This is a genomic window from Porphyromonas sp. KLE 1280 (assembly GCF_000700805.1).
Taxonomy (GTDB): domain Bacteria; phylum Bacteroidota; class Bacteroidia; order Bacteroidales; family Porphyromonadaceae; genus Porphyromonas; species Porphyromonas pasteri.
Map to the genome: position 1 here is coordinate 153,337 of NZ_KL362966.1, position 19,797 is coordinate 173,133.

General features: G+C 55.5%; 16 protein-coding genes. 1 reads left to right on the forward strand and 15 read right to left on the reverse strand.

Annotated elements, in window-relative coordinates; translation table 11 throughout:
• Positions 1-135 precede the first annotated feature (135 nt).
• The 9 genes from HMPREF1121_RS07975 to HMPREF1121_RS08015 form a co-directional block, all read right to left on the reverse strand.
• The gene (locus HMPREF1121_RS07975; RefSeq protein WP_084152035.1) at positions 136-1,134 is read right to left on the reverse strand and encodes a peptidoglycan DD-metalloendopeptidase family protein; all 999 of its coding nucleotides are present in this window, start codon (positions 1,132-1,134) and stop codon (positions 136-138) included.
• A gap of 969 nt (positions 1,135-2,103) precedes the next feature.
• A complete protein-coding gene (locus HMPREF1121_RS07980; protein WP_044115725.1) occupies positions 2,104-2,556 on the reverse strand; it encodes a hypothetical protein in 453 nt (150 codons plus the stop codon).
• A 14-nt stretch (positions 2,557-2,570) separates the two neighbouring features.
• Positions 2,571-2,987, reverse strand: coding sequence for a hypothetical protein (locus HMPREF1121_RS07985; RefSeq protein WP_052353655.1), 417 nt, complete (start codon positions 2,985-2,987; stop codon positions 2,571-2,573).
• Positions 2,988-3,049: 62 nt separating this feature from the next.
• Positions 3,050-3,619 (reverse strand): RNA polymerase sigma factor, encoded by a 570-nt coding sequence (locus tag HMPREF1121_RS07990; RefSeq protein ID WP_044115726.1) that lies wholly within the window; start codon positions 3,617-3,619, stop codon positions 3,050-3,052.
• A 2-nt stretch (positions 3,620-3,621) separates the two neighbouring features.
• A complete protein-coding gene (locus HMPREF1121_RS07995) occupies positions 3,622-6,288 on the reverse strand; it encodes an AAA family ATPase (protein WP_044115727.1) in 2,667 nt (888 codons plus the stop codon).
• A 12-nt stretch (positions 6,289-6,300) separates the two neighbouring features.
• Positions 6,301-8,157 carry an ABC transporter ATP-binding protein gene (locus HMPREF1121_RS08000; RefSeq protein WP_044115728.1) on the reverse strand — a complete coding sequence of 619 codons (1,857 nt, stop codon included), beginning with the start codon at positions 8,155-8,157 and terminating at the stop codon, positions 6,301-6,303.
• Between the two features lie 246 nt (positions 8,158-8,403).
• On the reverse strand, positions 8,404-9,840 hold the full coding sequence (locus HMPREF1121_RS08005; RefSeq protein ID WP_044115729.1) for an MACPF domain-containing protein: 1,437 nt from the start codon (positions 9,838-9,840) through the stop codon (positions 8,404-8,406).
• A 280-nt stretch (positions 9,841-10,120) separates the two neighbouring features.
• The gene (gene pyk / locus HMPREF1121_RS08010) at positions 10,121-11,557 is read right to left on the reverse strand and encodes a pyruvate kinase (RefSeq protein WP_044115730.1); all 1,437 of its coding nucleotides are present in this window, start codon (positions 11,555-11,557) and stop codon (positions 10,121-10,123) included.
• A gap of 19 nt (positions 11,558-11,576) precedes the next feature.
• Positions 11,577-12,023, reverse strand: a complete 447-nt coding sequence (locus tag HMPREF1121_RS08015; protein WP_009432697.1) for a type II 3-dehydroquinate dehydratase — start codon at positions 12,021-12,023, stop codon at positions 11,577-11,579.
• A gap of 70 nt (positions 12,024-12,093) precedes the next feature.
• On the opposite strand from HMPREF1121_RS08015, the gene HMPREF1121_RS08020 reads away from it, so the two are divergent.
• Positions 12,094-13,002: a site-specific tyrosine recombinase gene (locus HMPREF1121_RS08020; protein ID WP_044115731.1), complete on the forward strand. Its 909-nt coding sequence runs from the start codon at positions 12,094-12,096 to the stop codon at positions 13,000-13,002.
• Positions 13,003-13,091: 89 nt separating this feature from the next.
• Here the strand turns inward: HMPREF1121_RS08020 and HMPREF1121_RS08025 are convergent, their stop codons facing one another.
• The 6 genes from HMPREF1121_RS08025 to HMPREF1121_RS08050 all read right to left on the reverse strand — a co-directional run bounded on the left by HMPREF1121_RS08025 (position 13,092) and on the right by HMPREF1121_RS08050 (position 19,789).
• A complete protein-coding gene (locus HMPREF1121_RS08025) occupies positions 13,092-13,922 on the reverse strand; it encodes a hypothetical protein (RefSeq protein WP_044115732.1) in 831 nt (276 codons plus the stop codon).
• Between the two features lie 189 nt (positions 13,923-14,111).
• Positions 14,112-14,534, reverse strand: coding sequence for a restriction endonuclease subunit S (locus tag HMPREF1121_RS08030; RefSeq protein WP_232223771.1), 423 nt, complete (start codon positions 14,532-14,534; stop codon positions 14,112-14,114).
• A gap of 28 nt (positions 14,535-14,562) precedes the next feature.
• Positions 14,563-15,153, reverse strand: coding sequence for a restriction endonuclease subunit S (locus tag HMPREF1121_RS08035; protein WP_044115734.1), 591 nt, complete (start codon positions 15,151-15,153; stop codon positions 14,563-14,565).
• On the reverse strand, positions 15,150-17,054 hold the full coding sequence (locus HMPREF1121_RS08040) for an HsdM family class I SAM-dependent methyltransferase (RefSeq protein WP_044115735.1): 1,905 nt from the start codon (positions 17,052-17,054) through the stop codon (positions 15,150-15,152). Before HMPREF1121_RS08040 ends, HMPREF1121_RS08035 begins: the two co-directional genes overlap by 4 nt.
• Before the next feature lie 475 nt (positions 17,055-17,529).
• Positions 17,530-18,930: a tRNA (N6-isopentenyl adenosine(37)-C2)-methylthiotransferase MiaB gene (miaB, locus tag HMPREF1121_RS08045; protein WP_044115736.1), complete on the reverse strand. Its 1,401-nt coding sequence runs from the start codon at positions 18,928-18,930 to the stop codon at positions 17,530-17,532.
• 226 nt (positions 18,931-19,156) lie between these two features.
• Complete coding sequence (locus HMPREF1121_RS08050; protein WP_044115737.1) at positions 19,157-19,789, reverse strand: polysaccharide deacetylase family protein; 633 nt, start codon at positions 19,787-19,789, stop codon at positions 19,157-19,159.
• Positions 19,790-19,797 lie beyond the last annotated feature (8 nt).

The following is a 19,797-nucleotide window of genomic DNA, read 5'->3' on the forward strand; positions in this document are numbered from 1 at the left end:
GCTGGGGCACGGAGCCCCATTCCTATGAGCAAAGATACGGAAAAAGGCAAGGCCTCACTGCCCAGAGCCGGGGGCTCTAAGCGGTGAGGCCTTGTAGTGTGTCGGCGAGCATAGCTTACGACGGTGCGGTAGGCTTTAGCTCGGGATGCGGAGGGTACGCCCTGTGGAGAGCTTGGCGCGGGCGGAGATGCCGTTGGTGCGGCAGAGCTTGCTTACCGAGACGCCATACTGAGCTGCGATAGCGCGGACGGTCTCGCCCTTCTTGATGCGGTGCGTCTTGAACTGCTCTTCGTTCGCCTCGCCACTCTTCTTAGGCTTGGCAGCTGCCTTAGCTACTGCGAAAGAGCGAGGCGTGCGATAGGCACCCTTGACGAAGGCGAAGATGTCGTAGCGTGGGACACCTGCCTGGAAGTCGAAGAGGTCCGATGGGTCGATGGGGATACCCATGAAGCGTGCTTCGAAGTGGAGGTGGGGCCCAGTAGAGCGGCCCGTGCTACCGCCGAGACCGATGGGGTCACCAGCGCGGACGACTGTCCCTTCGCGGACGATGGAGCGGCTCATGTGTCCGTAGACCGTCTCCAGACCATTGGGGTGGCGGATGACGACGTAGTTGCCGTAGCCTCCACCTTCGTAGGACTTGATACGCACCTTCCCAGAGAAGGCTGCACGTATCGTGTCCCCGTGGCTCAGCTTGAGGTCCGTCCCGTAGTGCATACGCCCGAAGCTATGGCGATAGCCGTAGTTCGAGGTGACTTGGTGGGTGGCGATGGGCATCACGAATTCCTGCAGGTCGATGTCTTGGCGGTCGGGGATGTTGACCGACATACCTGCGAAGGGGTTTACGTGACTTCCCCAGGACTCTTCGCCGTAGAGCTCGGAGGCCGGTGCCTCGAGATCTTCGTTTTGCTTCTTAGCTTTCAGATCAGCCTCGCGACGCTGCTTCTCCTTGGAGAGACGATTCTTGATCTCGAGTCGGTCGGCCAGGAGCAGGTGTTCACCAGTGGTGCTTGCCTGCTGACCGGCTGTCGTGCGTGTCTCCTTCTTCGGTGTCTGGGCCTTCCCTGAGGGGGGCGTTGCAGCCCAGGCAGGGAGTGTCGTGGCAGCCAGACACAGAGATGCGCATAACAGTCGCATTCTTTTTCTTGTCATACCAGCTTTTGATACTACATTAATGATAATACCTGGCGGGAGCGCGCCTCCCGTCGGTGTGCACGGATGCAAAGCATACACCATGCGACAAATGCAAAGATAACCAAATAGATACAAACGCCAACACTGCACAAGCGCGCAGTATCTGTGCAGTCCCCGACCTACTTTCTGCCCTTCCGAGCTTCAGGTGTTGGGCGCATTCACCTTAATAACGTGGGGCTTTTTACTCAAGGTATATCCCTCGTCACTCGCACCACCTCCGACAGCTCACGGGATCGCTTCGTGAGGGAGTTTGCAAACTTATCCACCATTGCCGTCAAGCAGTGAGCTTCAGAAGAAGAGAATAAGCCCTCCTCAGCATCAGCTAGTTTGCAAGGAGCGGATACTAACCAATAGTGGTGGGTGGTGTGAACCTATATAGGTCAGTGAGTGAACCTATATTGGTTGCATCACCGACCTATATAGGATGGCGCAGCAAGCTATATAGCATTGTGAAGTGACCTATATTAGGCTGCTACTCCGCGTAGGGATAAAAGTTGTGGACGAGTAGCAGATAAGTTTGGACTACGTACGTGGACGATAAATCTACGTGCGTGGATATTTGGACTGACGTGCCTGGTCTTTAAGACTACGTACGTAGATGCGAAAAAAACACTACGGGAAGGCGCTTTTTTCTTCACAAGAAGGACACTTTTCCCTCCGCTGGATAAGAGGAATACTCGCGATAAGGCGAAGGGCTTGCGTATCACTTCAGAGAGGCATATCGGGGAGCTGGGCGTGCGATGCCTTAGCACAATAAAAATAGAGGGTAGGACTCTGCCGCAACAGTCTCATATAGGTTCGCACCACCCCATGAGGGAAGTGCACAGCTTGCACACGGCCACAAAAAAAGTTGGCACCCGCAGATGGGTGCCAACTTCTCTATATACAATAAAGGAGGGAGCGAGGCGGGTGCTATCGCTTGTGACGCTCGAAGAAGCGGCGGGCGAAGTCCTTGCAGACCATCGGTAGGCGCACGAGCTTGTCTGCGGGGAGTGAGGAGCGACAGCGCAGGTAATAGGTGCGCTCCAGCTCGGCTTCGCGGACGTGGAAGTCCAGCATCTGCTCGAGGAAGGTATTCAGCTCGGCTTCGGTCAGCGTCTTGTCGCCCTGACGTACACGGCGGCCGAGGGTTTCGGTCGAGCGCCATAGAGCGAAGCGCTTATCGTCAAGTTCGTTTAGCACGGGCATCAGTGCATCGACTTCGCCAGCGGTGAGGGAGAGCTCACGCATCAGGAAGGCACGCTTCTCAGCACGCACCTTCTCGCGCATATCCTTATGATGGTCGGCGCCCTTCTTCTTGGCTTGCGCGGACAGCCCACCCGTCAGGAGGAGGATGGAGCAAAGGATATAAAGGATTCGCTTCATTGTCTTCGTAGGGGTTAGCGGGTGGTAGTAAAGGAGGTATTCGTCATCGTCCCGAAGTCGGAGAGGAGCGAATTGTAGTAGGAGTCATAGCCTGCTACGGCCGTCATGCGCTCACCGTAGTCAGCGTAGTAGTTGGCATACTCATCTTCGCTACTGACCTCAGTCTGGGCCGTAGCGACGGACTTATCCTCGGCAGTCTTCGGTGCGAAGGCACGGAAGATGAGGTTCATCGAGACAAACATCGCCGCCAGATAAGCGATGGGGCGCAGGCGCATCCATAGACTGACGCGAGGAGCTTCGGCGACTTCCTCGGGGGTCTCCTCGGGGATCTTCGCCATGATACGCTCCTCGAGGCTATCAAAGTAGCCCTCGGGGACGCTATAGTGCCCACGACTCTCGGCGGGAGTAGGTAGGTTGGTTTGCTTATTCATCTCTAAATACATGCGCCCTTATCGGGGCTTCACTCTGTGTGACAACTGGTAGGGGAAAAGGTTTATTCGCTGCGTTGAAGTTCTTCGGTTACCTTCTTCATCGCGTGGTGGTAGGAGGCCTTGAGCGCGCCCTCAGACGTGCCGGTAAGTGCGGCCATCTGGTCGTAGGGCATCTCGTCGTAGTAGCGCAGGCGGAAGACCAACTGCTGCTTGGCAGGTAGGCTCAATATAGCCTTCTGCAGGCGCACCTCTGCCTCATCGGCATCGAAGTACTCGTCGGCCGTGAGGCGATCCAGCAGGTAGAGCGAGTCACCCTCCTCCGAGGGGGAGATGACGTTCTCCTCTTCGTGACGACGCTTCTTGAGGAAGTTCAGGGCTTCGTAGAGGGCGATTCGGTAGAGCCACGTGGAGATCTTCGCCTCGCCACGGAAGCCTTCGATAGCCACCCAGGCCTTGATGAAGACGTTCTGCACGAGGTCATCGGTATCGTCGTGGTTGTAGACCATACGGCGTATCTGCCAGTAGATCTGCTGCGAGTAGAGGCGCACGACCGTGGTGAAGGCGCTTCGCCGGCGCTCCGGGTCAGCCAGCGCACGCTGGAGCTCCTCTTCAGTGACAAGTGTTTGGGGCATCGTCAAGATTTCTTTGACTTCAGGGTAGCAGGAGCTTTCTTTGCTCGCGTCGGGGCGTCGGCAGTACGGCTGGGCTGGATCGCGTAGACGAGCTCGCCGTCCTTCCCGAGGCTGACGACGAAGGTCTCACCCGCATGGAGCTTCTCCTCGAGGATGTGCTCGACGCAGGGATCCTCCACGAGCTGCTGCAGACGACGGCGCACGAGGCGGGCTCCGAGAGCGCGATGCGCCTCATCGATACCGACGAAGCGCTTGGCCTCCTCAGTGAGCGTCAGGCCATAGCCCGAGGCAGCGAGGCGCTCTACGATAGGCTTCAGCTCCAGCGAGACGATCTGCAGGAGGGACTCATCTGAGAGGCTCTCGAAGGCGATCGTACCGTCCAGACGACCCAAGAACTCGGGGCTGAAGGTGCGCTCCAGCGCCTTGCGGACAATGCCTTCGCTACGCTCCTGCCCATTGCTAAGGCCGGAGAAGCCGACGGAGCGGGCAAAGTCCTTCGCTTCGCGCGAACCGACATTGCTCGTCATGATGATGATCGTATTGCGGAAGTCCGCCGTACGCCCCTCCGAGTCCGTCAGACGGCCATCGTCGAGGACCTGCAGGAGGAGGTTATAGATATCGGGATGGGCCTTCTCGATCTCGTCGAGGAGGACCAAGCGATGGGGGCGGGTACGCACGGGCTCCGTGAGCTCGCCACCATTGCCGTAGCCGATGTAGCCAGGAGGAGGGCCGATGAGTCGGGAGACGCTATGACGCTCAGCGAACTCACTCATATCGATACGCACCAGCGCCTCTTCACTGCCGAAGACTTCCTTCGCCAGCGCCTTCGCCAGATAGGTCTTCCCTACGCCCGTCGGGCCAAGGAAGAGGAAGGAAGCGATGGGATGCTGTCCGTCACGCAGCCCAAGACGGGCACGCTGCACGGCACGGCTGACGACCGCCACAGCATTATCCTGCCCGATGATGCGGCTGCGGAGCTTCGCGGGGAGCTCACGTAGGCGCTGAAGCTCGGTCTTGTCCTCGATCTGCTCCACGGGGATATTGAGGCGACGAGCCAGGCCCTGCAAGAGGTCATCACGGCTGACAGTCCCCTTGCTTCGCGTGCCGCTCGTCATGCCATAGAAGTGGCGATGCAGACGGCGACGCGTCTCGCTGGCAGCAGCATCAAGGATCTCTCCGAGGACGTAGAGCGCTGGCTCCTGCGGGAAGTAGCGCTGAGCGAGTGCCAGCAGTTCCTCATAGGGCGTCTGATAGCTCACCGAGTGGTAATCCGCGAGGAAGGCACGGCGTCGCTCGTAGGCCTTACGGAGTGCCTCACCCTCGAGGGGCTTGATGATATACTTCGCCGTACTAAGCGAAGCAGCTTCACTGCGCTCGACCGACTGACTGTAGGTAGCGGGAGTAGCGTGAGCGATACACTGCATACGACGCTTCGCAAGCCCCACAAAGAGGGCCTCCAAGACTTCACCACCCGTACGACCGAGGGGCTTCAGGAGGCTGAGATCACCGATATATAGGAGTACAGAGGGATCGGCCTTGAGTCGCTCAAAGAGTGACTGCAGGTACTGCTCTGCCCCACCCATCATCTGGCTCGCAGAGGCTAAGCGCAGCGGGTCAAGCTCCAGCACCGACTGGTAGCGGAAGCCCTGTGGCGTGGCACTCAGCTTATCGGCTACACTCGCACTGCCACCCTTAGCATCCAGCTCAGCACGGCGGTCCATATGGCGAACGAGCGCCTTGATGATAGGCTCGGGGCTGTCATGGAGCTCGTGCACCAAGACCACCGAGGGGTAGCTCTCGCGGGAGAGTATCTGTATGAGGTCACGCGCTTCATCGTCGTAGGGCATCGGCTCCACCTTCCCCTCATGGGTCGTGGGGGCAGTGCTCGTCACACGGCGACCGAAGTCAGCGTAGGGGAAGCTCCCATCCTTCGGGGTTTCTTCGCCCTCAGGGAGCTTACCGAGCATGCGGTCGACCTGCGTGCTGATGCTCTCAGCGAGTGCCTGCAGGAGTTCGTCGCTGGGTGGCAGTTCGCCATCGCCACCGAGTGAGGATCCCTTCATCTGCGCCAGATCTATGCGGATGGGGATACGGCGGACGCGGTCTTGGGATAAGACGATCGCCTGGGCCTGCGCTGAAGGTTTATCCGAGGCGGGCTGGCTTGGCTTGGGCTCTACGAGCTTTGGAGCACTCTCCTCAGCGGTAGTCTTACTGCCCTCAAGGAGCATAGCGACACGATGGAGCTGGGGGTCGGTATGCTCGTTGATGCGGTGGGCGACGAGGTAATGCGTGAGGAGCGTCGGGGGCGAACAGAAGTATAGGCTATAGAGGAGGTGCAGCGCACTGATGGCCTGCGCCCCGAGGAGCGTGGAGATCTGCGCCGCACGCGCCAGCGTGCTATGCGCTTCGATGCTGTAGAAGACGTGTGCGGGATCTTCCTTATCGTCGGACTGGATATGCTCGTCCACCTCGCGTAGCACCTCCTTCACGGAGATATTACGATCCATCAGGAAGCGGATAGCGGCGCTGGTGCCTTCGCTGAGCACCCCCCACAGGAGGAGGTCATTCGTGATCTCACCACAGCGCAGCTCCTTGGCGTGCTCGGCAGCGAGCTCGAGGGCCGCGCGGAAGGTATCGGTATAGTTGTACTTGACAGGATTACGCTTCATCTCTGTGTCCGCTTAGGATTTGACTTGGATAGCATGCAGCTTGGCGTAGTGCCCTCCGAGGGCGAGGAGCTCGTCGTGCGTACCCTGCTCGACGATACGTCCGTCATCGACGACGCAGATGACGTCGGCATGGATGATCGTCGAGAGGCGGTGGGCGATGACGATGGTCGTACGGCCCTCCATGAGGTGATCCAAGGCACTCTGCACAAGGCGCTCGCTCTTGGTATCGAGGGCCGAAGTAGCTTCGTCGAGGATGAGGATCGGGGGATTCTTGTAGACGGCACGGGCGATAGAGAGGCGCTGACGCTGGCCACCGGAGAGCTTACCCCCACGGTCGCCGATATTGGTATCATAGCCTGCGGGCATCTCATTGATGAACTCATCGGCATGCGCGACCTCGGCAGCCTGACGCACCTTCTCGAGGGTAGCGCCCTCGACACCGAAGGCGATATTCTCAAAGACCGAAGCATTGAAGAGGATGGGCTCCTGATTGACGTTCCCCATGAGGCGGCGCAGATCAGCTACCGCGACCTCACGAATATCCGTACCATCGATGGTGATGCGCCCCTCGACGACATCGTAGAAGCGCGGGATGAGGTCCACGAGCGTGCTCTTCCCCGAGCCCGAATGCCCGACGAGTGCGACGGTCTGCCCCTTGCGGATCGTGAGGTCTACGTCACGTAGCACCCACTCCTCAGCGTAGCGGAAGGAGACCTTCTCCAGGCGGATCGCATCGTTGAAGACGACGGGCTTAGGCTGAGCGGGGTCTGTGATCGTGCTCTCGGCCTGGAGGATGCGGTCGACACGCTCCATCGAGCCCATACCACGGCGTATAGCATAGGCACCCTTGCTGAGGTCCTTCAGCGGGTTGATGAGGCTGTAGAAGATGACGAGATAGTAGATGAAGGTCGAGGCATCGATGCTGCTATCACGATTGAGAATGAGCGAGCCGCCATACCACAGCACGATAGCGATGGTCGCTGTACCGAGGAGCTCACTCACGGGGTGCGCGAGGAGCTGACGGCGGTTCACACCGATGACCGTCTGGCGGTACTCCTCGTTGGAGTCACGGAAGCGCTTGTCGACGAACTCCTCCGCAGTGAAGGCCTTGACGATACGCAGCCCGCCGAGTGTCTCTTCGACCTGACTGATGAGCTGCCCCCACTGGTTCTGTGCCTCGAGGCTGGTGCGCTTGAGCGACTTCCCTACGCGTCCCATGACGAAGCCCGCGATGGGCAGGACGAGGAAGACGAAGAGGGTGAGCTGCCAGCTGATGACGAGCATCGAGCCGAGGTAGACAAAGATGAGGATAGGGTTCTTCAGAAGGAGATCGAGCGAACTCATCACGGAGTTCTCCACCTCCCCGACGTCCCCCGTGATACGAGCCAGCACGTCACCCTTGCGCTCTTCGCTGAAGAAGCCCAGTGGCAGAGCCAAGATCTTTGCATTGAGCTGATTGCGCAGGTCACGGACGACCCCCGTACGGATAGGCACCAGGAAGAAGCCCCCGAGGTAGGTAGCACCGACCTTCAGGAGCGTCATCAGCACCAGATAGATACCGAGGATGATGAGCGTGTAGGAGGCTCCCTCGGTCTCGATGAGCTGAGAGACGAAGTAGCCGAAGTTATTCGTCACCACCTCCTTCATCTGCGACCAACCCGCTTGAGTGGTGAGGTCAAGCGAGCTGAAGGGGATATAAGTCGTCACCCGCTCCTCGATCTGGAAGAGGATATTGAGGATGGGCATCACGAGGGCGAAGGCCACCAGATTGAGCAGAGCGCTCAGGATGTTGAAGAGCACCGCAAGGCTCAAGTACCCCTTATAATAAGGAGCGATGAAGCGGCGGATCAACATGAATATATCTTTCATCTATGCATCTTAGGGCTCACGTACCGAGGGCTTTTACTGGGCTTAGCTTCGGCACGGAGGCTACTTATCCAAATGTAATAATCTTATCAAAGATACGACAATGCCGCGGCTTCCTCTCGAGCCGCCGCATTCGCTGTGCCGCCAAGGCAATACCAACACCCACTCTCCCTCTGCTATTAGATGCACTTCACCCCCCTATAGCAAGCATAGCAATAGGGGGGTGAAGCACTATTTAGGAGTGAATAATCAGCTCTTACGAATGAGGAGATTTGCCAAAGAAACCCAGCTCTTTGCACCAGTAGAAACTATAGGGTTAAGCCCCCAGAAGCGCAAATTACCTGTATCTTCCTGCTCCGTTCGCTGGACGAAGTCTCGGCACAGATACTTCGAGGACTTAAGACTCTGGAAGGTCCACAAGCCCGACTGCTGGAGGGTAGCCCTCCATCTAATTGGTGTTTGATCAGGCTCATCTAAAGTACGATGGGAGTCCGGGCCGATGTAGATATAGGCCTGAGTACTCTCATAGCGAGGGAGCATTACATTCAGACTGGTCGACTGGTAAGGGATCGTCTCATAGGTCTCGGGGTTAGATAAGACATACATCGTACTCCTCAGTTTGCTAGGTCGCACCAAGTCTAAGATCCCAGAGAAGTACTTTACCTTCAGCGGAATATCTGAGATAAGCGAGGGGATCGAAGGATTCCCTTCTTCAAGCTCTAAGAACGTCGTGTGCGCATTGGCATTGATCTGCTCTTGGAAGAGACGCTGATCATACTGCCCCACCGTATAGCCTGGATCTATGAGTGAGCTGAGGTTTGGCTCGTACTTACTGCCAGACTGTAGATAGGTTACCCCCAACTGCGAATAGTTGTTGCTCACCTTCTTCTGGAGCTCAGGAGATAGAATCCCCCCTCCTACCCAAAGCGCACCATGAATAGCCATGACTTCACTCTCAGTGAATAGTGATGAGTTAGCAGCCACGGCCAAGTCTTGAGAGGCACCCGTGGAATATGAAGTCACGACATGCGTCCCATATTTCTCCACCAGTTCAGCTGCCGAAAGCACTTTAAGATCTCTCACGAAACGCTTACTCAGATAGAACTCATAGTCCATCGGATCTGCTACTTCATATCGCTCGTAGAGATATTTATACCCCGTAGTATAGCGATAGACATACCGCTGCAGGCTCCCTACAGAGTATCTCCTATTGCCATAAGAGCAAGTCACCTTCTCGTAGCCCGGACCTACCGCTACGACCATTGAGTCACTGAATGGCTTATCCGCGGAGGACTGATAAGTCCGCTTAAAGGAGCGCTCCTCAGGCAGGACATTAAGCTCGGTATGCCGTGGCACACGAAGTGTAGGGGTAATAGCCCGACCAAAAGGAGACCATGGATCATTAGAAGCGATGCGCTTCTCATCCAAGACACTCCGCCGCGTAAAGCCCCCAGCATCATTAGCCGTATGTCCTACAAGGTCGAAGCACTGCCCCAGATAGCGCTCTGCTGGCAAGGTCTTAGGCTCTACCGCACGGAGGTACGTGAATTTGGGGTAAGTACCCTCGGATGCGATCTTCCGATCTGGTGATGGATGGTCTGGATCATCCTTCTCCTTACAGGAGCTAATGCTGAGAGCCATCAAGGCAACCAAAGCCAAATAGGAGGAGTTCCTTAGTGCTTTCATCTCTATGAAATGGGGGGACTTAATATATATACGTATTGGACAGGCGAGGCAGCTCCTCATAGGGAAGGCATAACTCTACTTTTCTCGACGCAAATATAGTACATACTTGAATACATCGGGGCATAGTGCCTACGGCCTCCCCTAAAGCGGACCATGGAGCTATCCACAGCACGAGGGATGCGGTGGGAACGCGGCTACTCACAGGAGGAGAAAGCGACGAGGCCACTACCGATATCTTTCGGTAGTGGCCCCGTAAAGAGGTATTCAGCGAAGTGCCGAATTACTTAGCGTTCTTAGCGAGGATCTCCTTGACCGTGTCGATCTCGAGCGAGTGAGCAGCACCCGACTGACCGATCGTACCGCTCATATAAGCAGCCTGCGTGTCTTCGCTGATGAGGCCTGACTCGATGAAGCTCTTGATACCTGCAGCCAGACGTGAGCCTGGGCAAGCAGCGTCTTCAGCGTAGTGAGCCGTCACACCGTAGCTGAGAGCCAGCTGACGAGCCAGAGTAGGATCATAGCAGACAGCGCAGACGGGGACCGTAGCACGGAAGGAAGAGAGGTAGCGAGCCGTACGACCGGTGAAGCTATCGGTGATGATAGCCTGCGTGTCGATCTGCTCGACGCTACGTACAGCCTGCTTAGAGAGGAAGGCCGTCGTGGTGCTCACTTCCTTAGAGTAAGGCACTTCGTCGTTGTATTCGCGCTCGAGGGTCTTCTCAGCCTCACGGATGATGCTTGCCATCGTCTGGACAGCCTCGAGGGGGTACTTACCATTAGCCGTCTCACCAGAGAGCATGACTGCGTCGGTGCGGTAGTAGACAGCGTTAGCGATGTCGCTGACCTCTGCACGCGTAGGCAGGGGGTTGTCGATCATCGTGTGGAGCATCTGCGTAGCGACGATGACGGGCTTCTTAGCAGCGATACACTTCTTGATGATCATACGCTGGATGGAGGGGACCTTCTCAGCGGGGACTTCGATAGCGAGGTCACCACGAGCGATCATGATACCATAGCAAGAGTCGATGATCTCGTCGATGTTGTCGACACCTTCCTGGTTCTCGATCTTAGCGATGATCTTGATGTCGCTCTTGTGCTCGTCGAGGATCGTCTGGATCTCCTCGATGTCCTTCTTGTTACGGACGAAAGAGTGAGCGATGAACTCGATCTTCTGGGGGATAGAGTGCAGGATGTTGCCACGGTCCTTCTCGGTGAGTGAGGGCAGGTCGATGCGTACGCCAGGGACATTGACGCTCTTGCGGCTACCGAGCTTACCGTTGTTCTGACAGGTCGTGAAGAGCTTGTCGCCTTCCTTCTTCTCTACGTCGAAGGCAAGAGCACCGTCGTCGAGGAGGATGCGAGCACCTACGGGTACGTCGTGGACGAAGTTCACGTAGTTCACGTTGATGACTTCGTTGTTGGTCTTTGCTTCGGGGTTAGCCTGGAAGATGACCTTGTCACCAGCGTGGAATTCGCGCTTGACTTCTGCGTCACCTTCGAGGACCGTCGTGCGGACTTCGGGACCCTTCGTGTCCAGGAGGACAGCGACGCTGGGCGATACAGTACGCGTATTGTTGATGACCTGGGTGATACCCTCCTTCGTCATGTGGGCGGTGTTCATACGTACGACGTTCACGCCAGCTTCGACGAGCGGACGGATGAATTCTACGTCGCAGCGCAGATCCGAGATAGTAGCTACAATCTTAGTTTTCTTCATAATGCTTAATTGGAGTAATTTATTCGTGGGTCGGTAGAGGTAAGCCCCCACACACGGCTTCGATGGCTAAGCGGTATCCATCGAGACCGAAGCCCGAGATCGTCCCTCGGCAGGCCTCTGCGATGAGGGAGCGCTGGCGGATAGGCTCACGCTTATAGATATTGGATATATGGACTTCGATAGTGGGGGGAGTGATAGCCCGGAGGGCATCGGCCAAGGCCAAGGAGGTATGGGTATAGGCACCGGCATTGAGGATGATGGCGTCAGCACCGGCATCGTGCAGCTCATAGAGCCTGTCAAGGAGCGCCCCCTCATGGTTCGACTGGAAATAGGTCAGACGAAGCTGGTGATCATAGCGCTGGTGCAGCTGCTCCAGGCAAGTGTCCATCGACATCGTGCCGTAGATGCTGGGCTCACGCTGGCCGATCCGAGCAAGGTTCGGCCCGTTAATGATCTCTATCCACATTCGTTATTTCGGGGGTATTCCTATTGTCTTCTTACCTTTGCAAAGATAAATTAAAATTCTCACTTTTTGAATGCTCCCTGACGATATACGCACGCAGTTCCTCTCGCACCTACGCTTCGAGCTCGGCCTCTCAGAGAATACGTGTGAGGCTTACCTCAGCGACGTCGATAAACTCCTCAGCTACATGGACGTCGAAGGTCTTAGCATCGAAGCCATCGACTATCCACGACTGCAGCACTTCATCGCCACGCTCCATGATCTGGGCATCGGCCCGACGTCGATCTCGCGCATCATCTCGGGTATCCGCTCCTTCGGGCGCTATCTCCTCCTCGAGGGCTATGTAGATAGCGACCCCACAGCACTCCTCGAGGTGCCACGCAAGGGGCGCTATCTGCCGACCGTGCTGACGACCGCCGAGGTCGACCGCATCATCGAGGCCGCAGGGAGCAAGGGCGGTGTCGAGGGCCAGCGCAATCGTGCCATCATCGAGGTGCTCTTCAGCTGCGGGCTACGTGTGAGCGAGCTGTGCCACCTGACCTTCCCCGACCTCTTCCTCGACGAGGGCTATCTGCGCATACAGGGCAAGGGGAGCAAGCAGCGCCTCGTCCCGCTGAGTGACTCCGCCATCGCCGAGGTTACCCGCTACCTCCGTGATCCCGACCGTGCCACCCCAAAGCGTGGGCAAGAGGACTACGTCTTCCTCAGCCGTCGTGGGCAAGCCATCTCCCGCATCACCGTCTTCGTCATGGTGCGCGAAGCCGCCGAGATGGCGGGCGTAGAGAAGAAGATCAGCCCCCACACCTTCCGTCACAGCTTCGCCACAGCGCTCCTCGAGGGCGGCGCGAACCTCCAAGCTATTCAGCTCCTCCTCGGTCACGAGGATGTAGCGACGACGGAGATCTACACCCACATCGACCGCACCAAGCTCCGCGAGCAGGTCGAGCGCTATCACCCCCGCAATCGCAGAGCGAGGTCGTAGCCGACCCTATCGCCCCGACACACGAATAGCCAAGAGGCTGGAGAGCATCCACTCTCCAGCCTCTTGGCGTGTATATGATTGGGAGAAGGCTACTCCCTCACGATCGTGACGTATAGATACTTGATGAGGTCCTTCATGCGGAAGCGCCCTACCCGCTCGGCTCCCCAAGTAAAGTAGGTGAACGATACACGCTCCCCGTCGTCTGACCATACCGCCGTCCCGGGCTTGATGACGATCCAATGAAGGCGAGCGATGCGGTTGCCTTTGGAGTCCGCCTTGATCAGCTTCGAGTCAATGAGCAGAAACGATCGGGTCGGCTTCCTCAGCGCTTCGATAATGGCTTTGCGATGCGCTCTCTCGGAGCCCCACCCCACGAAGCTCAACCTCTGTACAAAGTGCTCATTCGGGTAGATGCTCCTCAGCCAATACAGCATATCCTTCGGCGGACTAAATAGCGCTAACGGCCCAGCCTTGCCATCCACCCCGAAGAGCATATTCCGCCCCTCTCGCATCGCGCCTAAGAACATCCAGTCGATGCCCGAGATCCCTTCACGGGAACTCCCTCGCAGTCCCTTGCTTGCCTGCAGATAGAGGTCCCCGACAGCACATATCCCCGTCTCGTAGAGGGAGAGCATAGCGGATATATAAGCCACTGGATCCGTGAGCATCAGATCGTAGGCAATAGCCGCAGGGCCGCAAAGCTCAGTAACCCCTTGATTGGGGAGGGGATAGGACAAGGTAGTCCCAGCGTATGGATAGGACCGCAAGCGATCCGCCTCCTCTCGGGACATTTCTTGCCGACAAAAGCGTGCCTGCATCTCCAGAGCGACCTGCTCTCTACCATAGCACTCCCACACGCGAGGGGACGGCTCGGGCTTCTCAGCAAAGCGCTCGAGGATGGTCAGCTTATTTGTATTCATAGGACGCTCATCATGCGGGCTTACTCGTAGGCTTCGCCATCCCACGTAGCTTCGTTATTCTGGGAAAAGCCTCCTCTGCTGATCGCACAAGAAGGAGGGCTATCACCCCGAAATCGGCGTAGATGGCTACGATTTATTAGAACAGTATTCCCGATACTATACAGCACCTTCTCGAGAGCAAGACCTTCATCACACTGCCATTTGGCTCATATATTTACGGAGCGCCTCATACTCCATTACCCTCATTGTATGCTCCATCAGAGCATAATCAAGGGTACCATCATCAAGGACTGGAAGTAGAATAAGTTGGCGCTTCATCCGCTGCGCATTGAACTTGTAGCCGTACGCATACTTCCCTTTCTGCTGTGAGATCGCTGTGGACAGATAGAGTAAGGTGTACTTATTGTTTGCCTCTTCATCCTTCCAGCGCACACGCTTCACGTCATCCGAGAAGAGAGCCTCGTAAGGATGGTAGAAGGAGAAGCCAACACTACCATTATAATTCACCCCAAGGACATTGCTTGCCTGACTGGAGTTCGTATTATCAATGAAGCCCGTCACTCCATTATTGGATTCAGAAGCCCCAATGAAAGGTCTTATACCCTCGCGCATATCGGCCTTGGTGAGGCGTACGCCATTCTCAATAGATAGAACATCTCCTATGTAGAAGGGCAACATTTACCCCCCCCCCCATTAACATATTATCACACTCCTTCAGTCTGAAGAATGCTACGGCTTTGCTGAGAGTCTCATGCTCCACTCGCTGCATAAAGGCTGACATAAACTCCCAGTCAGGCGTGCCATCTGATTGAATGGGGAGGAGCAGGCGCTCTCGGGTTAAGCGATGAGGCCTAACTTGCTTAGCATACGAATACTTCTCCTTCAGACGAGATAAAGCTACAACAAGAAAAAGATAGATATACTTAGATTGGGAAACCGAGTTATCTAAGTTTAACACAGAGATATTGTCATCACACTTAAACTTATATCCTTGATAAAAGGCATTTGCGAACATATCAAGCGTGATTGCTGGACAAAATTCTCTCTGTGCTACATTAGATATAAATGAAGAGATCCCATTAAACTCTTCTCCGGCTGTAATCAAGGGAATATCCCCTTCTTCTCGATCTCTTTGGTTTAGTCTACTACCTCTTGAAATACCTCTAAACAGATCTTTAACAAAGAACTCTCCCCACTCCCTATCCGTCAGCTTTAACTCCTTACTCATCATTTCTCGTTGTCGAAGAGATAGCCTCTTCCGTGGGTAATCATATTGAACTGGAAGGTAAGATAGTCCGCCATCGTCTTACGGAAGTCTTCCTCACTGGGGATTTCATCATTGAAATAATAGAATGAATGAAGCCATTCATCCTCCGCTTCAATGGTGGTCTCTACACAGAACTTACTTTCACTCTCAGTGCGTCCATGCCACACATCGAGCAGGTGCTGCTTGCGGTCGGTAGCCGTCCCATTATCGACCAGCCCAACGTGCTTAGCTACGACAAATCCATCATCCTCAAAGTTGATAAACTTACACTTCTTCTGCGGTGGATGGGGAACATGGGCGGTAAAAATGGCTATACAGGGATTCGTCCCGACACCATAGAAGGTATTCGTATTGAGGGTGATCACTCCCTCAAGTGTATGCTTCTTGAGGATATTCTTCTTAATCTCCTTCTCCTTAGTAGTCTTCCCCGTAACGGCAGACTGGGGTATAATGACAACAGCTCGTGCATCTTCACAGAGCGAATCCAGCAAGTGCTCCGTAAAGGCAATCTCATATTTATCAGGATCCTCCTTGCTCCCTTGCGAATAGGGGGGATTCATCATCCCCACGGTGCAAGGCATATCCTTCTGGATCTTAGATGCAGGCTCGGCAAGAAAGTCGAAGTTATGTAGGTTACTCTTGCCATCGCCTCGCAAAATCATATTGGTCGTGGCAATGGTAAACATGTAGTCCTGCAACTCAATGCCCATAAGACGCTTCTTGCGTATGGCTCGCTGCTCCACCTCATCATCGGTTTGCTTAAGCATTGAGTGCATCGCTGCGATCAGGAAGCCAGCAGTCCCGCAGCACGGGTCAAGCACTCGGTCTGTTGGCTTTAGGCTAATGAGATCACAGAAGAGCTCGGTGATATGCTTTGGTGTAAGGATGATGCCCAAGCTCTGTCCATCTTCCCCCGAGTAGGACATAAACTCTCCGTAGAACATGCCGAGGTAATCATCCGCAGACTGAGCATATCGGATAGAGCCATGAATACTCGTGCGTAAGAACTCCGTGTACTCTCTCAAGAGTGTACGCTGAGTCTTCGGGTCTTTGTAATTAATCTTAGGCGTATCGCGTATCACAGCAAACTTAGCGAGAATCTTATCACGCTTCGTTTCAGGCGACACATCGGCACGCATCAGATTAGCCTTAATCGCATCATAAATCTTCTGCCCATCAGACTTGATAGTATCTCCAGTCAAGTCGTCAACAGAAAACCCCTTAAAGCTCTCCTCTCGCAGAGCAAGCAAGATTCCCGACACAACAAGGGGCTTCCCTTGATTGGTCAGCCCGCCCTTCCACAGCATCTCGTGCAAAGTCTTTGCATCTTTGAGAATCTCGGCAGTGGTCTTTTCTTCCGCACTGGTTTCTTTAAGCACCTCACGGTGGTAGTAGTAATCAATATTGGCTTCATTGAAGGAGACAAAGGTCTCTACATTTGGAAGCTCCCTTGAATAGAGGCTATCATCAATAAAAATAGGAGTAATCAAATGGCGCTTCTCATCTCCCGAAACACCGATAGCGAAGACCTTCCTATAACTTGTATGCTTGATAATATGCCGCGCATAATGCAGTGCACCATTCAGAGCATAGGCTTGTTTGCTTGCAGTATCTTCCAGCAAGTTACCATCCTTGTCTCGAGATGCATGCTGAGAGGTCTCTGCTTTGTTCTCGATGACGAGGACAAAGTCCTTCACGACACCGATAAACTCAGGCTTGCCCACCTTCCCTGTGTCCGCCTTAGAGGCGGTTTTCAGTGCCTTGTCCAGATCAGAGATATCTGAGCCTTGATAGGAAAGCGTGATCTGAGCTGACTTGAGTAGCTCGTGTACCCATATATCTGTTTGTGCTTCTTTCTTCGCCATAATTAACTTGGATCGATAGGCTGCATTAATGGAGCCGACTATTCCTCTGCAAAGATATAATCAGCCTGAAGATTAGCCATATTTAGCCGTCCACTTCCTACGGCGACGCTGTCCATTCCTGCGGTCGCTCGACTCGAGACCAGCACAGGACTTCTTGCCATAGAGCCGAAGAAAAGGCGTCCAGCACTACGCCTAATCCTCCATCCACGCACGTGGTCATAAAGTCTATGCACGTAAATCCTATAATCCACGTACGTAGATTTAACGACCACGTACGTAGACAAAGGTTTCTCTGTAGTGGTATGCAGTTTTCCACGAGGTGCGCGGGAAGTTTTCCTGCGCTCGCTGGGAGTAGTCCGAATAGTCAAGCGAAGCCGCTTGCACTACGGGAGTAAAGCGACATCGCCCCCACAGATTCGGCGGAATCTGTGGGGGCGATGCTTGATTCTTTGCTTCGGGGAGAAGCTGGAGGCGCTTACTCGGCTTCGGGCGTATAGCCTTCGGCAGGGCGCACAGGCTTCCCGATGAGGGTCGCTGCCGTGGCGGACTCGATGCGTACGTCCACGTACTGACCGACGCGGTAGCCTTGCTTGTCGAAGACGACGACCTTATTCTGCTGGCTACGGCCAAAGAGCTGTTCGCGAGAGCGCTTGCTGAAGCCCTCGATGAGGACCTCGAAGGTCTTCCCCACGTCACGCAGGTTGCTCTCGAGCGAGAGCTGGGTCTGCAGCTCGATCATCTCGTTGAGGCGGCGGATCTTCTCGTCCTCAGGGATGTTGTCGATGAGGTACTTGGCAGCATACGTCCCTGGGCGCTCGGAGTACTTGAAGAGGAAGGCATTGTCGTAGACCACCTCACGCATGAGGCTCAGCGTATCCTGGAAGTCCTCCTCGCTCTCGTCGTGGAAGCCGCAGAAGATATCCGACGTGATGGCACAGTCGGGCATAGCACGGCGGATAGCCGCGACACGCTCGAGGTACCACTCACGGGTGTAGTTGCGCTTCATGAGCTTGAGGATGCGGTCGTTGCCCGACTGTGCTGGCAGGTGGATATGCTTGCAGATATTCGGGTACTTCGCCATCACAGCGATGGCCTTGTCGTCCATATCCTTGGGGTGAGGCGAGGTGAAGCGGATACGGATCTTAGGCACAGCGAGGGCCACCTGCTCGAGGAGGTCACCGAAGTCATACGTGCGATCCCCGTCCACAAAGCGGTAAGAATTCACATTCTGCCCGAGCAGCGTGATCTCACGATAGCCCTTGGCCTCGAGGTCCTTCACCTCACGGATGATGCTCTCCAACTCACGGCTACGCTCGCGACCACGAGTGTAGGGCACGATGCAGTAGGAGCAGAAGTTATTGCACCCACGCATGATGGAGACGAAGCCCGAGAGATTGAGCCCGCCGATCTTCAGCGGGAGGACATCCTTGTAGGTCTCGGTGGTGGAGAGCTGTACGTTGATCGCCTTCTCCCCGCGCTCGACAGCGCCGACGAGATTCGGCAGGTCGAGGTAGCTATCGGGGCCGACGACGAGGTCGACGTGGTGCTTCTCGATCAGCTCCCCCTTGGCACGCTCTGCCATACAGCCGAGGACGCCGATGATGATACGGCGGCGCTTCTTGCGGCGGATGGAGTGATAGTACGCGATGCGGTTGAGGACTTTCTGCTCGGCATTGTCGCGCACGGAGCAGGTATTGAGGAAGATAGCATCGGCCAACTCAGGGTCTTCGGTCAGGTGAAAGCCGTCCATCTGCATGATGGATGCGACGACTTCGCTGTCGGCGACATTCATCTGGCAGCCATAGGTCTCTATATAGACGCGGCGGGCGGTGGCGGTCGAAGGCTGAGCGCTCTGGGCGGGCTCGATCTTGGTCATGAACTATATGAATTGCTTAAGTGATGGTGGGAGGTGCGTAGACCTTCTTAAGAAGGGACTTCTCCCGCAGTTGGAGATAATATATTTATCTGTATATTTGCAATGAAAATGTAAGATTTTTCATAGTTAAGGTTTTGGTTAATAGGTTGGAGCTGGCTGGGAAGTCAGCTCCGCTTTTTTTATACCCATACCAAGACCTTCTACGATCTTCATCCCATGCCATATATCAAGGGGCATCGCCGATACGCAGGAAGTGATAGCCCTCACTTTGGAGCCAGCGCACGGCTTCGGGCATCGCTACGCGCATATTCTTCTCCGCCTTGAGCGAGTCGTGGAAGACGATGATCGAGCCGTTGCGCGCATAGCGCTTCACGTAGCCGACGATGGTCTCCGGGCTGAGCTCGGCATTGTAGTCGCGCGTCACCACGTCCCACATCACGATCTCGAAGCTATGACTAAGCTCCCTATTCTGCGAGAAGCGCAGGTGCCCGTGTGGCGGACGGAAGTAGCGTGAGTGGATGAGCTCATGCGCATCATACACGTCGCGCATGTACTCCTTCGTCGAGTGGAAGATACCCTGGATATGATGGTAGGTGTGATTGCCTACCGTGTGACCACGGCGACGTATCTCCTCGAAGAGCTCGGGGTAGCGTCGCACATTATCCGCCACGCAGAAGAACGTGGCCTTGATCCCTAACTCATCGAGCTGATCCAATACCCAAGGCGTGACCTCGGGTATCGGACCGTCATCGAAGGTAAGGTAGATACTCTTGCCCTTGAGCGCGGGGATACGCCAGCGCGCTCCAGGCACGAGCATGCGGTACCACATAGGTACCCGACAGAGGATGCGCTCGATCATCGGCGGAA

Bases quoted from the DNA above. Each gene is read 5' to 3' on its own strand.
- HMPREF1121_RS08040 (WP_044115735.1), bottom strand. From the start codon at position 17,054: ATGGCGAAGAAAGAAGCACAAACAGATATATGGGTACACGAGCTACTC.
- pyk (WP_044115730.1), bottom strand. From the start codon at position 11,557: ATGAAGAAAACTAAGATTGTAGCTACTATCTCGGATCTGCGCTGCGAC.
- miaB (WP_044115736.1), bottom strand. From the start codon at position 18,930: ATGACCAAGATCGAGCCCGCCCAGAGCGCTCAGCCTTCGACCGCCACC.
- HMPREF1121_RS08015 (WP_009432697.1), bottom strand. From the start codon at position 12,023: ATGTGGATAGAGATCATTAACGGGCCGAACCTTGCTCGGATCGGCCAG.
- HMPREF1121_RS08025 (WP_044115732.1), bottom strand. From the start codon at position 13,922: ATGAATACAAATAAGCTGACCATCCTCGAGCGCTTTGCTGAGAAGCCC.
- HMPREF1121_RS08005 (WP_044115729.1), bottom strand. From the start codon at position 9,840: ATGAAAGCACTAAGGAACTCCTCCTATTTGGCTTTGGTTGCCTTGATG.
- HMPREF1121_RS08020 (WP_044115731.1), top strand. From the start codon at position 12,094: ATGCTCCCTGACGATATACGCACGCAGTTCCTCTCGCACCTACGCTTC.
- HMPREF1121_RS08030 (WP_232223771.1), bottom strand. From the start codon at position 14,534: ATGCGCGAGGGTATAAGACCTTTCATTGGGGCTTCTGAATCCAATAAT.
- HMPREF1121_RS08035 (WP_044115734.1), bottom strand. From the start codon at position 15,153: ATGATGAGTAAGGAGTTAAAGCTGACGGATAGGGAGTGGGGAGAGTTC.
- HMPREF1121_RS07975 (WP_084152035.1), bottom strand. From the start codon at position 1,134: ATGCGACTGTTATGCGCATCTCTGTGTCTGGCTGCCACGACACTCCCT.
- HMPREF1121_RS07980 (WP_044115725.1), bottom strand. From the start codon at position 2,556: ATGAAGCGAATCCTTTATATCCTTTGCTCCATCCTCCTCCTGACGGGT.
- HMPREF1121_RS08000 (WP_044115728.1), bottom strand. From the start codon at position 8,157: ATGAAAGATATATTCATGTTGATCCGCCGCTTCATCGCTCCTTATTAT.
- HMPREF1121_RS07995 (WP_044115727.1), bottom strand. From the start codon at position 6,288: ATGAAGCGTAATCCTGTCAAGTACAACTATACCGATACCTTCCGCGCG.
- HMPREF1121_RS07985 (WP_052353655.1), bottom strand. From the start codon at position 2,987: ATGAATAAGCAAACCAACCTACCTACTCCCGCCGAGAGTCGTGGGCAC.
- HMPREF1121_RS07990 (WP_044115726.1), bottom strand. From the start codon at position 3,619: ATGCCCCAAACACTTGTCACTGAAGAGGAGCTCCAGCGTGCGCTGGCT.
- HMPREF1121_RS08050 (WP_044115737.1), bottom strand. From the start codon at position 19,789: ATGATCGAGCGCATCCTCTGTCGGGTACCTATGTGGTACCGCATGCTC.